The 15,479-nt window shown below is 35.7% G+C and carries 13 protein-coding genes, 2 tRNA genes and 1 rRNA gene; 5 read left to right on the top strand and 11 right to left on the bottom strand.

All coding sequences use genetic code 11. The features are described 5' to 3' along the window. Position 1 precedes the first annotated feature (1 nt). Positions 2-1,246: a M16 family metallopeptidase gene (locus tag BUC21_RS12995; RefSeq protein ID WP_073403116.1), complete on the top strand. Its 1,245-nt coding sequence runs from the start codon at positions 2-4 to the stop codon at positions 1,244-1,246. Beyond that, entirely contained in the window at positions 1,243-2,580 is a 1,338-nt protein-coding gene (locus tag BUC21_RS12990) for an MATE family efflux transporter (protein ID WP_073403114.1), read from the top strand. The genes BUC21_RS12995 and BUC21_RS12990 overlap by 4 nt, the downstream gene beginning before the upstream one ends. A 267-nt stretch (positions 2,581-2,847) precedes the next feature. On the opposite strand, the gene BUC21_RS12985 is transcribed toward BUC21_RS12990, so the two are convergent. Then, the gene (locus BUC21_RS12985) at positions 2,848-3,471 is read right to left on the bottom strand and encodes an HAD family hydrolase (protein WP_073403112.1); all 624 of its coding nucleotides are present in this window, start codon (positions 3,469-3,471) and stop codon (positions 2,848-2,850) included. 131 nt (positions 3,472-3,602) lie between these two features. Here BUC21_RS12985 and BUC21_RS12980 point away from each other — a divergent pair, with 131 nt between their 5' ends. Next, the gene (locus BUC21_RS12980; protein WP_073403110.1) at positions 3,603-4,547 is read left to right on the top strand and encodes a tRNA-dihydrouridine synthase family protein; all 945 of its coding nucleotides are present in this window, start codon (positions 3,603-3,605) and stop codon (positions 4,545-4,547) included. Positions 4,548-5,195: 648 nt separating this feature from the next. Here the strand turns inward: BUC21_RS12980 and BUC21_RS12975 are convergent. Genes BUC21_RS12975 through BUC21_RS12965 form a run of 3 tightly spaced genes read right to left on the bottom strand, consistent with a single transcriptional unit; the run spans position 5,196 to position 7,246 of the window. Beyond that, a complete protein-coding gene (locus BUC21_RS12975; RefSeq protein ID WP_073403108.1) occupies positions 5,196-5,870 on the bottom strand; it encodes an RluA family pseudouridine synthase in 675 nt (224 codons plus the stop codon). An 8-nt stretch (positions 5,871-5,878) separates the two neighbouring features. Then, complete coding sequence (fabG, locus tag BUC21_RS12970; protein WP_073403106.1) at positions 5,879-6,625, bottom strand: 3-oxoacyl-[acyl-carrier-protein] reductase; 747 nt, start codon at positions 6,623-6,625, stop codon at positions 5,879-5,881. Between the two features lie 24 nt (positions 6,626-6,649). Continuing rightward, on the bottom strand, positions 6,650-7,246 hold the full coding sequence (locus BUC21_RS12965) for a TetR/AcrR family transcriptional regulator (protein ID WP_073403104.1): 597 nt from the start codon (positions 7,244-7,246) through the stop codon (positions 6,650-6,652). A gap of 221 nt (positions 7,247-7,467) precedes the next feature. Between BUC21_RS12965 and BUC21_RS12960 the strand changes: the two genes are divergently transcribed. Continuing rightward, positions 7,468-7,540: transfer RNA gene (locus BUC21_RS12960), tRNA-Met, on the top strand. 629 nt (positions 7,541-8,169) lie between these two features. After that, positions 8,170-8,242, top strand: a tRNA-Met gene (locus BUC21_RS12955). Between the two features lie 607 nt (positions 8,243-8,849). Here BUC21_RS12955 and BUC21_RS12950 read toward each other — a convergent pair. The 7 genes from BUC21_RS12950 to rrf all read right to left on the bottom strand — a co-directional run. Continuing rightward, positions 8,850-10,460: a tetratricopeptide repeat protein gene (locus BUC21_RS12950; RefSeq protein WP_245797118.1), complete on the bottom strand. Its 1,611-nt coding sequence runs from the start codon at positions 10,458-10,460 to the stop codon at positions 8,850-8,852. Between the two features lie 61 nt (positions 10,461-10,521). Further along, positions 10,522-11,472, bottom strand: coding sequence for a PstS family phosphate ABC transporter substrate-binding protein (locus BUC21_RS12945; protein WP_073403102.1), 951 nt, complete (start codon positions 11,470-11,472; stop codon positions 10,522-10,524). Position 11,473: 1 nt separating this feature from the next. Next, the gene (locus tag BUC21_RS12940) at positions 11,474-12,295 is read right to left on the bottom strand and encodes an energy transducer TonB (RefSeq protein ID WP_073403100.1); all 822 of its coding nucleotides are present in this window, start codon (positions 12,293-12,295) and stop codon (positions 11,474-11,476) included. Positions 12,296-12,325: 30 nt separating this feature from the next. Beyond that, positions 12,326-12,952: an ExbD/TolR family protein gene (locus BUC21_RS12935; protein ID WP_073403098.1), complete on the bottom strand. Its 627-nt coding sequence runs from the start codon at positions 12,950-12,952 to the stop codon at positions 12,326-12,328. Positions 12,953-12,959: 7 nt separating this feature from the next. After that, the gene (locus BUC21_RS12930) at positions 12,960-13,571 is read right to left on the bottom strand and encodes an ExbD/TolR family protein (RefSeq protein WP_073403096.1); all 612 of its coding nucleotides are present in this window, start codon (positions 13,569-13,571) and stop codon (positions 12,960-12,962) included. A gap of 37 nt (positions 13,572-13,608) precedes the next feature. Then, positions 13,609-14,424 (bottom strand): MotA/TolQ/ExbB proton channel family protein, encoded by an 816-nt coding sequence (locus BUC21_RS12925; protein ID WP_073403095.1) that lies wholly within the window; start codon positions 14,422-14,424, stop codon positions 13,609-13,611. A gap of 964 nt (positions 14,425-15,388) precedes the next feature. Further along, a 5S ribosomal RNA gene (gene rrf, locus BUC21_RS12920) occupies positions 15,389-15,479 on the bottom strand; the annotation flags it as partial.

Below are 15,479 nucleotides of genomic sequence, written 5' to 3'. Positions count from 1 at the left end.
GATGATTGAAGTAAACAGACATAACCTTGAAAACGGACTTCGCCTGATACACTCTGAAGATTTAAGCACACAGATGGTTGCCATCAATGTGTTGTATAATGTAGGGGCGAAGGACGAAGACAAGGAACACACGGGGTTTGCCCACCTTTTTGAACATTTAATGTTCGGAGGGTCGGTAAACATTCCCGATTATGATGCTCCGGTTCAGTTGGCCGGCGGGGAAAATAATGCGTGGACCAACAATGATATCACCAACTATTACCTCACCCTGCCCAAACAAAACGTGGAAACAGGATTCTGGCTGGAATCGGATCGCATGTTAAGTCTGGATTTTAATTCTAAAAGCCTCGATGTTCAGCGCCAGGTGGTATCAGAAGAGTTTAAGCAACGCTATCTGAATCAGCCTTACGGAGATGTGTCTCACCTGGTTCGTCCGATGGCTTTTAAGGAACATCCTTACCAATGGCCTACCATCGGCAAGGAAATTTCACACATTACCAATGCAACGCTGGAAGATGTAAAAGATTTCTTTTTTCACTTCTATGCACCCAATAATGCCATTCTTTGCGTTACCGGAAATATATCGTTTGAAGAGACTATCCGATTGGCAGAAAAATGGTTTGGTCCTATTCCTGCGCGGGATATTCGTGTACGAAATCTGCCTTGTGAGCCAAAGCAGACGGAGGAAAGACGACAGGAAGTGGAACGTGACGTGCCACTCGATTCTCTTTACATGGCTTTTCACATGACCGAACGTATACATCCGGACTATTATGCATTTGATATTTTATCGGATGTACTGAGCAATGGAAACTCTAGCCGACTTACCCAGCATCTGGTTAAGGAACGCCAGATATTCAGTTCCATTGATGCCTACATTTCGGGAAGTGTAGAGCCCGGCTTATTCCAGATTTCAGGAAAACCGGCACCGGGTGTTTCTCTGGAGCAGGCGGAAGCTGCTGTATGGAAAGAGCTTGAAGCGCTGAAGAATACTCTTGTGGATGAACACGAACTGGAGAAAGTGAAAAATAAGTTCGAGTCCGAACAAATATTCAGCAACATTAATTATCTGAATGTTGCCACAAATCTGGCATTCTTTGAACTGATAAGCAAAGCAGAAGATCTGAACAACGAAGTGAACAATTACCGGAAAGTTACTGCCGATCAGTTAAAAGAGATTGCCAGCAAGGCTTTTGTGCACAACAACTGCTCTACTCTTCGTTATATAGCAAAGAAGGAAGCATGATCGGATTCTTTGCAACATACAAAGAGCACTATAATGCGCTGCTTCGTTTAGGAATTCCTATCGTTATCGGGCAGTTGGGCATGATTATTCTCGGCTTTGCCGACACAATGATGGTGGGCCAGCACAGCACTATTGAGCTGGCAGCCGCCTCTTTTGTGAATAACGTTTTTACTTTGGCCATTATTTTCAGTACAGGTTTCTCCTACGGACTCACTCCCATTGTGGGAAGTCTTTTCGGAAAAGGCGATTCTACTGGAGCGGGGCAAGCACTGAAGAACAGCCTTGCCGCCAATATTCTGGTAGCACTGCTTATTACGTTCATTATGTTCGTAATCTATCTCAATGTGCACAACTTTGGTCAGCCAAAAGAACTTCTTCCATTGATTCGTCCATACTTTCTCATCCTGCTGGCATCCCTTATTTTTGTGCTTATCTTTAATTCATTTAAGCAATTTGCCGATGGAATTACGGATACGAAAGCCTCTATGTGGATTCTGCTGATAGGCAACACGCTACACATTATCCTGAATTATTTGTTGATTTACGGTAAACTAGGCCTTCCAGAAATGGGACTTATGGGTGCCGGACTGAGTACACTTATCTCACGCATCCTGATGGCTCTGGCCTTTGCCGGCATATTTCTGTACAGCAAACGATATGCTATCTATCTGAAAGGGTTTAAACTGAAAGGATTCTCGCACAGCATTTTCAAACGGCTCAACGAACTTGGCTGGCCTATTGCCCTGCAAATGGGAATGGAAACTGCATCTTTCACATTCAGCACCGTAATGGTGGGGTGGCTAGGCAGTATTGCACTGGCTTCGCATCAGGTTATGCTAACCATCTCAAGCCTCTGCTTTATGATTTACTACGGAATGGGTGCTGCAATAGCCGTGAGAGTTAGTAATTTCAGGGGGCAGAACGATATTGTCAATGTTCGCCGTTCCGCTTACGCAGGCTTTCACATCATCGCGATGATGGCCGTAATCTCAGCAGGATCTATATTCCTTTTGAGGAATTATCTTGGGGGTATGTTTACAGACAGCCCAGAGGTTAGCCAAACGGTAGTGGCTCTTATCTTCCCTTTCCTGTTGTATCAGTTTGGCGACGGCACACAAATTACTTTTGCCAATGCACTGCGGGGTATTGCCGACGTAAAACCAATGATGTACATTGCTTTCATCAGCTATTTTCTGATATCTATTCCGGCAGGTTACTTCTTTGGATTTATACTGAACTGGGGAATTGTGGGTATATGGATGTCCTTCCCTTTCGGACTTTCCAGCGCGGGAATAATGTTCTACCTGCGATTCAGGAAAAGAACGCTATTATAAACAGCACATAACCGGAAGCAGATTATTCGATCTCTCGCCACTGTTTTTTATTTCTTCAAGTTAAATAAAAAAATCCTTGTACAGAAGAATGATTTGTTTTGTACAAAAGAATTCAATCTTCTGTACAAAAGATTACATTCTTTTGTACAAGGAAATATTAATTAAACCTGAAGTTTTTTAAACCCATGGTTGAAGTTATAAAAAAGCAGCTTATTAACCATCCTGAACCTCTATAAATAGAAGTCCGGCCACAGACTAGCCACAATCTTACTTCAGCAAAGCAGTTAAATCATCACGCCAGTCTTCTCCATTGATAGGCTGAAACGTCATCATACCTAATTCTTTTGCCATTTTAATATTGGCCGGTCCATCGTCAACAAACAATGTTTCTCCAGGCAACATATCCGCATCTTTAATCATTAACTCAAAAATGGTTTTTCCGGGCTTTACAGCCTTTAGTTCGTACGAAGTATATATTTTATCAAAATAGTCGTCCAAAGGTCTTCCTGCTATCGTAAAATCATTGCTACGAGCCCAGCTCATAACATAAGGATTTGTATTACTCAGAATATAGAGCTTATATTTCTTTCTAAGTTCCAGCAAATACTCCAGACGATATTGAGGAACATCGAGCATAAAGCCCAGCCATCCTTCTTTAACCTGCTCGTAAGTAAGTTCTTTTCCGGCCAGTTCACTCAGAATAATCCGAAACTCTTCAGCATTGATAGTTCCATCTTCCACTTGGAGGAAAGCTCCCTTCTGATGATATGCATCCAGTAAATCATTGGCATTAGCCACTCCTATCTCTTCAAACTTCTTCACTGCAGCTTCACGCGAGAAATTCACAATCACTCCACCGAAGTCAAATACAATATTCTTTATTCGTTCCATCTTTTTATCACCTATGAAATTCACTGCAAAAGTAGGCAAAAAAGAAATTCGGCACCACACATCGATGGATTATTCCGCAAGATTGGTTCAAGTTCTCCTTTTAAACTTATCTTTGCCAACAAAAAAGATATATGCAAGACGAGAAGAAAATCCCCATTCACTTTGCTCCTTTACAGGGCTTTACCGATGCACCTTATCGCAACGCCCACGAAACAATTTTTGGTGGCGTAGATACTTACTACACACCCTTTGTCCGTTTGGAAAAAGGGGAATCTTTCCGCAACAGAGAACTACGGGATATAGAGAAAGAGAACAATACAGTTCACCATCTTGTACCGCAACTGATAGCAAGTACCGCTGAAGAAATGAAGAAAATCGTCGCACTCTTCCAGGAAAAAGGGTATAAAGAAGCTGATATAAACATGGGATGCCCATTTCCTATGCTGGTACGCCGTCATAAAGGTTCGGGCATTCTCCCCTTTCCAAATGAAGTTGAGGAGCTTTTAGCGTGCATTCAAGACTTCCCAGATATGACGTTTTCGGTAAAGATGCGTTTAGGGCTAGAGAATCCGGAGGAATGCCTTGCACTTCTACCTTTACTAAATAGTCTTCCACTGAAGCAAATCGCCTTGCATGCCCGCATTGGTAAACAACAATACAAGGGAGAAACTAACTTGAATGCTTTCGAAACGTTTTATAACGCCTGTAAGCATCCAATTATCTACAACGGAGACATCACTACCCTAGACGACATAAAAACGATTTCAGACCGCTTTCCAAGCCTCTCAGGGGTAATGATTGGCAGAGGATTGCTTTCCAATCCTGCGTTGGCTTACGAATATCAATTGGGAAGAACTCTTTCCCGGGAAGAAATGTATGCCAAAGTGAAGGCATTTCATAATTCACTTTTAAGTTATTACGAAGCACACTTGCAAGGAAACGATCAGCTTGTAACCAAAATGAAGACAATCTGGGAATATCTGCTGCCTGATATGGATAGAAAAGCAAAAAAGAAAATTCATAAAAGCACAAAGATTGAGACTTACAGGACTGCTGTATCTGAAGCATTAAAGTAAGGCAAATTATAGCAATTCTTTATTTTTCGGAAGATTTATTTATCTTTTTAAGAAAAATAAAGAGCATAAACAGCTGTATAGGAAGCTATTGCTAAAGTTCAAATTACTTTTATCAAACGATACCTGAAGTAATATTCTTCGTAACTTTTGGCGAAAACAGTCTGCCTCAAAAGCTCATCTAATAAAGATTGAATGTGTTTTTATATAAGCCATTTCTATCTGATATTATTGCCACCAGATATGGATAAGAAAGCTAAAAAGAAAATTCATAAAAGCACCAGGTTTGAAGCATATCTGGTAGCTTTATACGAAGCATTAAAGTAAATCAGATTATATCAGTTATTTATTTTTCGAAGATTTATTTATCTTTTTAAGAAAAAACGGGCAGCATAAGCAACTGTATAGCAAGCTATTACTAAAAATAAAATTACTTTTATCAAACGATACCCGAAGTAATATCAGAAGTAAAACCAAGTAATAACGAAATAAGGTAAGAATAACTTTCCTGATTTTAAAGGTTATAAGATTGCATACACCTATGCAGTTACAAAATATCAGAAGGCTTTAATGCATATTTAAGAAAAAGAGCTGTTCACTGGATTTTATTCCGGCAAACAGCTCTTTAATTATTTTTTAAGAAGATAATGATTATCCTAGCATTTCAAATCCATTCCACAAATTTCCTTCAGGAACCGGAGCCTCCAATTCAATAAGTTCTTTCGAAACCGGATGAATAAAGGAAATCTTCCGTGAATGCAGGCAAATACTTCCGTCCGGATTTGAACGTGGAGAACCATATTTCAGGTCTCCCTTAATGGGACATCCCATTTTTGCCAACTGACATCGAATCTGATGATGCCTTCCGGTATGCAGGTGCACTTCAAGAAGATAATAATTCTGCGAATGCCCAATCAACTTATAGTCGAGAATAGCTTTCTTTGAATCCTTAACCTCTTTATCATAGGCATAACTTTTGTTTTGTTTCTCGTTACGCACCAGATAGTGAACCAATTCGCCTTCGGGTTCCTTCGGACAGTTCTTTACGATTGCCCAATAAGTCTTTTTAACCTCGCTATTCTTAAACATCTCGTTAAGACGAGGAAGAGCTTTACTGGTTCTGGCAAAAAGAACTATTCCGCTTACAGGTCGATCCAACCGGTGAACAACTCCCAGAAAAACATTGCCTGGTTTGTTGTATTTCTCCTTCAGGTACTGCTTAACAGTCTCCGATAGTGGAGTATCGCCTGTTTTGTCTCCCTGAACAATCTCAGAGCTCGACTTGTTGACAACAATAATGTGATTATCTTCGTATATTACGGTCATTCCTCAAATTACATATTCATACCACCACAGCAGTGAATTACCTGTCCTGTTACATAAGAAGACAAGTCAGAAGCAAGGAAAGTAGCAACATTAGCTACATCATCTGGTGTACCACCACGGCGTAAAGGAATTTGTTTAGCCCATTCAGCTCTTACTTCTTCAGTAAGTGCAGCAGTCATATCTGTAATAATGAATCCTGGAGCGATTGCATTTGCACGAACGCCACGAGAACCTAATTCTTTAGCAATTGATTTAGCTAAACCAATCATACCAGCTTTAGAAGCTGAGTAGTTACATTGACCAGCGTTACCAGAAACACCAACAACAGAAGCCATGTTGATAATGCTACCAGTCTTTTGTTTCATCATAACCGGAGTAATAGCGTGGATAAAGTTGAACGCAGATTTCAAGTTCACATTAATAACCATATCCCATTGTTGTTCGCTCATACGCATCATCAAACCATCACGAGTGATACCAGCGTTATTTACAAGAATGTCTACACGACCAAAGTCCTTAACAATCTGAGCAACAACATTAGCTGTATCTTCAAAGTTTGCAGCGTTAGAAGCATAACCTTTAGCTTTTACGCCAAAAGCTTCTATTTCTTTTTCTGTATTCTTAGCATTTTCATCAATAACAAGGTCAGTGAATGCAATATTTGCTCCTTCAGAAGCAAACTTCAAAGCAATTGCTTTACCGATACCGCGAGCAGCTCCGGTTACAATTGCTGTTTTTCCATCTAATAATCCCATAATAATTGTAATTTAATCGTTTATTTATTGATTGATTTCTTTTCTACGTAATGCTCCATAAACTAAATTGGTAACGTATTTCTTACGAACTTCCGGAACTAAATTACGTCCCAGATGACCACTAATATATGGAACTTCAATTCCTTTCACGCAATAATGAACTATATTAGCTGTAATATTAACGTCATCAATTTGGAAAACACCTTTATCTTTTCCTTCAGTAAGGACAGCGCGTAAAAGTGCTATTTCCTTAGCATCAAATCTCCTTCGAACTCTTTCTACTCGCCAGATATCACGAAAGAAATTAGCCTGCAAAGAGCCATTTCTGGAAACAACTTCCTTGATAGCATCCAAGCGAGTATAAATTAATTCTATTAACTTTTCATCAGGGGAAATATTCTTCTCTGATACCTTTTTCATTGTTTCAGAAAGTATATCCAACTCAGATTCTACCACAGCAGAATAAATTTCATCTTTATTTTTGAAATAAGTATAAAGAGTACGTCGGCCTTTCTTAGAAGCAAGGGCGATATCATTCATTGTAGTATTTTCAACTCCTGTTTGAGCGAAAAGCTGTCGAGCTACGTCTACTAGTTTAATTCTGGTTTTTGATACAGTCATAGGCTATACCTGCACATTATTGTTTTATTTGAGCAAAAGTAGTTCTTTTCTTCTTATTACACAAGAAAAGATTTACTAATTTAATTAATTGTGTTATTCAATGATCAATTCATGAAACTAGTACAGAGCATTTTACGTTCTGATTTTATTATTATTGAAAATTTATTCTTAAAATAATTTGTTTTATAAGATAAAAGCAGTACTTTTGCACTCACAAACATCGCGGAGTGGAGCAGTTGGTAGCTCGTTGGGCTCATAACCCAAAGGTCGTTCGTTCGAGTCGAGCCTCCGCAACTAAGTAAAGAGAATCAAGTAATTGGTTCTCTTTTTTGTTTGTAGCCTATTCCCATCAATTAAAGGATCATACCGAAATCCTGAATCATACAGAAATCCCTAGTGATTAAATACTTAAGTAACTTATAGTATTTTACATTTTTACTTTAAGCTTCATTTTTAGGATAAGTCTTTTAATTAGCGGGAATTTTAGGATACCTACCATATCGAAATTATGTGAGATTAGAGGATAAACATTGACTATAAATAATTTGAATGAAAGAGTTCTCTCTCTCTTATCATCCTATTTAATCACTATTTATTTATTTTTGAAACCAAATGCACTATTGGTAAGGATGAAAAATCTTATTTAGATGGAAATAAATTCAATAACAATCCCCCCATTATTTTAGTCTAAGTTATAACCTGGATATTCACAATAAAGGGTCATACAGACTAAAATACTAATCAATCTATGATGAATATTAATAAGAAAATAACAATCAGAAAACAAACAATTTATAGAAAAAGAGTAGAAAATGGGAAAATATAAAAAGTTGCAAAAACAGTCATTATCTTCAATTAATACAATAATTACATAAATAATTTGCTTTTTAAAATAAAAGCAGTACCTTTGCACTCACAAACATCGCGGAGTGGAGCAGTTGGTAGCTCGTTGGGCTCATAACCCAAAGGTCGTTCGTTCGAGTCGAGCCTCCGCAACTAAGCAAAGAGAATCAAGTAAATTGGTTCTCTTTTTTGTTTTTACTCCACGACATATAAAAGCATCAAAAGAATCATTTGTAACACGCACACATTTACCAAGAGTCCAACTATATTCCTAATTGGTCATAAATGAGGTAGAATAAAATTTCCGACCAATGAATGGAAATAAAGGAATTACAAGAGGGTAAAAAGGCAAGAAAAAGTAAATAAAAAGCAACAAAACGAGAAGTAGATACATAAAATTGAGTTTGATAATCAATGATTAACAAACACAACCACATTTTATGAGCTACAAAAATATAGCCACAGAAAAAGATATAAAAAATCCTACTAAAAAATATCTAAATAGAAAAACACACTATAATAATCAAGATATAGAGTCAATTTATAAAAGCGTCATGATATTAATTTAGCACTTTCTCTATATTGCTCAAGATATAGATACAATCTTTAAACAAAAAGAAGTCTGAATAAATAAAACCAAAGTTATAGGTGCACAGAAGATACTGTCTGCTATCAAATAACAAACAACATAAAAAACACAACTATTTTATGAAGAAGCAGAAATATAAAAATCTACTTCTTCATAAATATAATATTCAAGCTATTTCTTTTTCTTTGAACCACTTAAGCCTTCAAGGGCTTTAAGGGCTGTTGAGTTCCCAGGCTCTATCTTCAGAATTTTATTCCAATATCCTTTGGAAGTTTCATATTCACTGGCACTCTTACTTTTTTCGCCAGCTACCAAATGGTAGAATCCTAAATAACTATAGCATTCTATAAGGACCGGATTATAGCGAGGATCATTTTTTGCTAAACAGATTTCTACAGTTTTTTCATAAAAAGGTTTAGCTAAACCTTTTGTTGCCTCCGGATCTAAATTAGAATTAGCTCTTGCTCTCCAGCAATTACCTCTATAATTATCAGGCTCCATTTCTGCCACTTTAGCAAAAAGGCTATCAGCCTTCAATAATGAAGATGTTTTTATATTTGGAAGAATTTTATCAGTATTTGCATATGAATAATATTTCTTACCCAATTCAACTAATAAATCAGCACTAGGTTTTGAAACATTACCTACATATTTCTCATATGATTTTATTGCATTTACAGGATCTCCAGCTTGTTCGTAAAGACCAGAAATTGTAGATAAAAGTTCAGTTTTAGTTGTATCAGCTTCAATAGCTTTTTCAAAAGAAGCTATAGCTTCCGGATATTTTTTCTTTTCAGCTAATATACTACCATTATATGTATAATCAAAATATGAGAATTGAGCATCTTTTGATTTATTGAAGAAATTATCTGCAGCTACAGTAGCATCATCAAATTTCTTAAGCTCTACATTATTATACATTGCCAAACGGTTGAAAGCAGGATCTTGAGCATTCAGTTTCAAACCCATCTGAGCTATTTCTAAAGACTTATTATAATCTTTATTTAAGAAAAGAGTCATAGCATATTGCTTCAAATCGTCAGTATCATAATTTCCAGAAGCGATATACTCTCCATAATATTTTGCAGCATTATCAAAATCATTCTTAGCATAATAAAGGTCAGCTAATTCTTTGTTAGCTAAAGAGAAATTAGGTTCCTGAGTTTTAAGACGACCTAACATTTCAACCGCTAATGCTGTATTTACATCACGATATGCACGAGCATACTTAACATAAGCTTCACGACAATTTGCATCAAACAAAATAGCTTGTTCATACATGCTACAAGCTTGACCTGCATCTTTTTTAGATTCGAAAATATCACCAGCTAAAACAAAAACTGGAGCATATTTTCTTGTAATTTTCTGAGCTCTCTCCAAATAATCATTTGCACCTAAAAGCTCACCATTTTCTAAATAAGCACGTCCAGCCTCTAAAATAAGGTCAACGTTCTTCTTATTTTTTCCTTTTAAAACATTTTCAATTGCCTCTTTTGCTTGAACAGCATTTGATTTAATCTGTAACTTAGCTAAACCAATATTATTCAAAGCACTCTCAGCATCTAATGACAAGCCCTTTTTATAGTAATATAAAGCAGAGTCATTCTTGCTCTCTCCAAAATAGACATTCCCTAAGAAGTAACAAGTTTCAGCAGAATTTGTAGAATTAGATTTCAATTCTTGAAACAATAGGACTTTAGCCTGTTTTTGGAAACCTGCCTTATAGAAAGAGATACCTTCACTATCCTTCGCTTGAAGTGGAGAAAAAGCAAAACTTGCCAAAAAGAGGATTGAAGAAAATATTAAGTTACATTTCATCACTTTGCAATTTTTAAATCAATTATTAGTATTCGTCTTTAACATTTACAATACGCACCGGTTGTGTTGCAGGAACTAAACCGGATTTAAGAATGATCCTTTGTCCGCGATCTGAAGTTAAGAAATTAGCAAATCCAGAAGACAAACCTTGCCTTGGATCGTTAATTAACAAATAAACAGCACGGTAAAAAGGATAATCGCCCAAAGCAATATAGGCTTGATAAGGTTTATAACTATTAGAACCGTCAGCTATATTGTCTTTACTAACAGCCATTACCCGAACTTCCTTCTTAAAGGTTAAATTTGTTGTGTCATTTTTAGCACCCAACCAATTAACACCAATAATTCCGATAGCATTAGGCGTTTTTGAAACATAATCAAAAACTTGCAGATTAGTCTTTTTAGCATTAATTCCTTTAGATGCAAAAGGTTTTCCTAAACAAATAGAGTCCTTTGCAAAACGGACTGTACTTGAATTTGGATTATCAAAAACAATTTGAATATTACCCAATTTAGAATTTGGATAAATTTCTTTCCATTTAGTAATCTCACCAGTTAGAATCTTTCTAACCTGGCTAACAGTAATAAGAGAATCTGGATTTTGATTATTAGTAATCAAACCAACACCGTCATAAGCCATTATAACCTCACGTGGGAAAAACTTACGACTATTAAAAGATTGTATTTCTTTAGAAGATAGTCTGCGAGTGGAAACAACCAATCGCACACTATCTTTTAATAAACTATTTATAGCATCTACCTCACTACAATATTTAGGTTTTATATGAACCTCAGAATTAAGTCCTTCAAATACAGCAATTTCTTCTTCAATAATAGGTTGAAAACCTTCATCAACAGCAACAGGAACTGTTCCCGATGTTAAAGTATCAGTCCACCCATCTTTAGGCTTGTTTTCTTTACATGAGCAAAGAAGCAAAAAGAATAATATTGGAATTAATTTGAAGAACTTCATCATTTTATTGTAATTTAAAGGTAATAGGCACTACATAATATACAGGAACATTCACACCATTTTGTTTACCAGGAATCCATTTCGGAAGAGAACGGATTACACGGAGAGCTTCCTTATCACAGTAAGGATCCAAAGAACGCATTACTTGCGCATCTTTAACATCACCTGTTTTAGAAACAACAAAACGAATATAAACTTTACCTTGAACACCATTTTCCTGAGAAATTGTTGGATATCTCAATTTATCGAAAATGTATTTCAAAAGTTCAGATTCACCACCAGGGAACTGAGGCATCTGTTCTACAGCTGTATAAGGTTTTTCTTCTACTTCTTCTACAGGAGCCTGGGTTACAACTTGCTTAATTTCAGCAATGTCTTTACCGTGTTCCTCATCGTTACCTTTTACGTCAGCGATAGAAATAGTAACCTTAGATTCTTGTAATTGTTCCTGACTCTTCATCTCGTCTTCATCTCTAACTTCAGAGTCCTTCTTAATTACAGGAGCAACGAATTTTACAGAACTCTTTAAAGGAGGAGGAGGAGGAGCGATAGGCTCAACCTTATTCAACTTTTTATCCTTTACTTCAGCATCATCCAACTTAGATAATTGTGTGACCTCAGTCATAACTTCTTTTTGTTCAGGAGTTGCCAATTTTATAAGTTCTGGTACAGCTATAAAGAATGCAGTCAAAAGAACGATAATCAACAAAGATAGATTATGTCTTTTTGGAGCATCCATACGCATTTTATATGCACCATACCCTTTATTTCTTCCTTCGAATATTAAGTCACACCATTCTTCAGAAGCTAAATTAATTTTTGCCATTTTACTTTCTTGTTTTAGTGTTTAACTTAATTATTTCGCACCTTGGGCAGAAGCTAATAAAGCCTTCTCGCCATCAGTGATAGGTACAATAACATATTTACTAATACAGCAAATCTGCATTTCGTCTAGAGCATCAATAAGATTTTTGTATGTTGATTTGTCTGCTGCTTTGATAATAACTGTAGGAGAACCTTTTTCTTCCTTAGCTTCAGCAATTTTTGCAGCACATTCTTCAGCAGAAATTTTTAAATTCTTTTTCTGTTGTTTCAAATCATTAACCTTCGCTACAATACTTCTGTTTTTGCTCAGAAGTAAGTCTCTTATCCCAGTAGCAGTATAAGAAGTTGCTTGCAACAAAGAATTATCACCAGCTTTAAACTCACCTAGATAATAATAAACCTTATCTTTTTCACCAAGAATTAAAGTTACAGCTTGAGAAGCCTTAACTTTAGTCTGTTGAGATTCATCAACCTTATCATTAGTTGGCATACTTATCTCCATCGTTTGAGGTTTACTCAAAGATGTACAAAGCATGAAGAAAGTGATAAGCAACATGTTCATATCCACCATCGGCGTAAAGTCGACGCGGGTTTTCATTTTTTTCTGCTTTCCCTTTTTTCCTTTTCCGCTATCTTTTTGTTCTACATCAGCGCTCATATTTCATCTATTTTTTTTCGGCTTCAACAGCTTTCAAAGAAGTGATCAGATTATATCTGTTTTCTTTTATGTCTTGAAGTGAATTCATTACTTTCTTAATTACAGAATAAGGAGTATTCTGGTCAGCTTTAATAGCAATACGTAGATCTGGATTCGTAGCACGAGCAGCTTTTACCCATACTTTGAATTGATTGTCAACACTATCTGTAGGTATACCTTCTCTTTTAAGAGCTTCATCCTGATCTCTTTCAGGTAAATCTAAGAAAGTGCTCATTACCTTAATAGGCACACCAAATGTGGTGTTCTTTCTGAAACTTTTTATTTGTTTAGGTGTAAATTTAACACCATATTGTTCTCCCACACTTACAAGTGTTTGTTCCATGTCATCTGGTCTATCCAAGGCCATAAATACTTTGCCCTCTGGATTGACAAGGATTGAGAGGACATTCTTTTCTGGAATTTTAATTTCAGAAACAGAACCTGGTGTCGTTACTTTTACTGGTTCCTTTTTTACGAAGGTTGAGGTCAACATAAAAAAGGTCAAGAGCAATACAGTAACGTCACTCATCGCTGTCATATCGATGAAAGTGTCCTTTTTTGCAACTTTTACTTTAGCCATAAGTTATTTCTATTTTAAAAAATTTATTTACTGCTTATTAGTGAGAAGCTGCAAATGTCTGAACAATAGAGAAACCTACTTCGTCAAGGCTAAATGTTAATTTATCGATTTTGTTTGAATAATAGTTGTAAGAAATAACAGCTAACGCACCAGTAGCAATACCACAAGCAGTATTAACCAACGCTTCAGAGATACCTTGTGACAAAGCTGTAGAGTCAGCACCACCACCAGAAGACAAAGCAGCAAATGAACGGATCATACCGATTACAGTACCAAGAAGACCGAACAATGTACCTAAAGTAGTGATAGTTGCAATGATAGGAAGATTTTCAGTCATCATTGGTAATTCAAGAGCTGTAGCTTCTTCAAGTTCTTTTTGGATTGCCAACAACTTTTGTTCTTTACTTAAGCTAGCATCTTTTTCCATTTCATCATATTTAAGCAAAGTAGCACCTACTACATTAGCAACAGAACCTCTTTGCTTGTCACAAATAGCTTGAGCACCTTTAAGATCACCTTTTTCCAAGGCAGCTTTGATATTTGCAACAAACTTAGTCAATGAACCTTTACCATAAGCGCTCTTAATAGCGATATAACGCTCAACACTTAATGACAATACAGTGAATAACAAAGTCAAAATGATAGGTACAATAACACCACCTTTGTACATAGTACCTAGAAGTTTACCTGGAAGAGGGTTATTCGAAGGATCATTATTCACAAAGTTTGAAGGATTACCTAATACAAAATTATAAAAGCAAACTGCAATAACCAAACACGCTAGAATAACAAGACCCGCGTTTTTAATACCTTTAACAGACGTTTTCTTAGATTTTTTTTGAGTAGTTTCCATAATAGTTTTTTTTAAACAATTTATTTTTAGAAATTAATAATTTTCACTTATATAAAATAACCTTGGTATACAATACATATAAAGCTGTAAAAAGCATGTGCTATTTTTTAATAATAGCATATTCCAATTACGACTAACTAATTTATTCTTTATTTATTTCATAGCATAATATACCTAAAAATGTGTCTCAAATAGCATTTACCGTCTAAACGTAAAACGTGCAACAAAAATAAGAACAAAATTGTTACTATGGTACGTTTTTACAATTTTTAATCAGTTTTTTTTAGAGTAAATAGACTTTATACACCGAAATAGATAAAAATATATAACACCAAAAACATATTAGCAATGATAACAGATTATATATCTGTATTTTATTGCAAATATAATAACAAAAGTAATATATGCATTATCAAATTTAAAATAAGTATGTAAATAGATATTATTTTGCTAAAATTAATATTTTATATATATAATCAATACTCTAATAAAACCTGATATATCAGATTAATATACCTTTTGTAACTATTTAGAGAGCAAATTCTAATATTATTGAACATGACTTTTGCCACACAATAATTTTAATGCTAAAACACATTAAAACTATGATTGCTTCATTTGCGAGCAATAGTAATAAAAAAAAAACAATTAGTCAATAAAATGCTATATAAATTCAACAATTTTAATTCTAAAAGACAATATATAAGCAATAATTACATTTATCTAAATTCTAAAGCAGAGACATTAAACGGAGCACTTACACTAATCAATTAATTTTCAGGCAATTAATCAAGTATCAATATTTACCTACCAAATTGATATATGCACATAAAAACAGCAGTTACAGCATTCAGCATAATCACAAAAGTTCACGTTATTCGGGGAGAGGTAGCATATCTATAAGGAGACTCATATATACAAAAAAAGAGTCCCATTCATACTTCATGAACAGGACTCTTTGATAAAACGGCAGCTACCTACTCTCCCACTGTTACGCAGTACCATCGGCGTGATCAGGCTTAACTTCTCTGTTCGGAATGGGAAGAGGTGGAACC

The organism is Bacteroides luti, assembly GCF_900128905.1.
Classification (GTDB): Bacteria; Bacteroidota; Bacteroidia; order Bacteroidales; family Bacteroidaceae; genus Bacteroides; species Bacteroides luti.
The sequence above is the reverse complement of the archived record's forward strand: the minus strand, read 5'-3'. Positions and strand labels throughout refer to the sequence as shown.

Bases quoted from the DNA above. Each gene is read 5' to 3' on its own strand.
- BUC21_RS12995 (WP_073403116.1), top strand. From the start codon at position 2: ATGATTGAAGTAAACAGACATAACCTTGAAAACGGACTTCGCCTGATA.
- BUC21_RS12990 (WP_073403114.1), top strand. From the start codon at position 1,243: ATGATCGGATTCTTTGCAACATACAAAGAGCACTATAATGCGCTGCTT.
- BUC21_RS12985 (WP_073403112.1), bottom strand. From the start codon at position 3,471: ATGGAACGAATAAAGAATATTGTATTTGACTTCGGTGGAGTGATTGTG.
- BUC21_RS12980 (WP_073403110.1), top strand. From the start codon at position 3,603: ATGCAAGACGAGAAGAAAATCCCCATTCACTTTGCTCCTTTACAGGGC.
- BUC21_RS12975 (WP_073403108.1), bottom strand. From the start codon at position 5,870: ATGACCGTAATATACGAAGATAATCACATTATTGTTGTCAACAAGTCG.
- fabG (WP_073403106.1), bottom strand. From the start codon at position 6,625: ATGGGATTATTAGATGGAAAAACAGCAATTGTAACCGGAGCTGCTCGC.
- BUC21_RS12965 (WP_073403104.1), bottom strand. From the start codon at position 7,246: ATGACTGTATCAAAAACCAGAATTAAACTAGTAGACGTAGCTCGACAG.
- BUC21_RS12945 (WP_073403102.1), bottom strand. From the start codon at position 11,472: ATGATGAAGTTCTTCAAATTAATTCCAATATTATTCTTTTTGCTTCTT.
- BUC21_RS12940 (WP_073403100.1), bottom strand. From the start codon at position 12,295: ATGGCAAAAATTAATTTAGCTTCTGAAGAATGGTGTGACTTAATATTC.
- BUC21_RS12935 (WP_073403098.1), bottom strand. From the start codon at position 12,952: ATGAGCGCTGATGTAGAACAAAAAGATAGCGGAAAAGGAAAAAAGGGA.
- BUC21_RS12930 (WP_073403096.1), bottom strand. From the start codon at position 13,571: ATGGCTAAAGTAAAAGTTGCAAAAAAGGACACTTTCATCGATATGACA.
- BUC21_RS12925 (WP_073403095.1), bottom strand. From the start codon at position 14,424: ATGGAAACTACTCAAAAAAAATCTAAGAAAACGTCTGTTAAAGGTATT.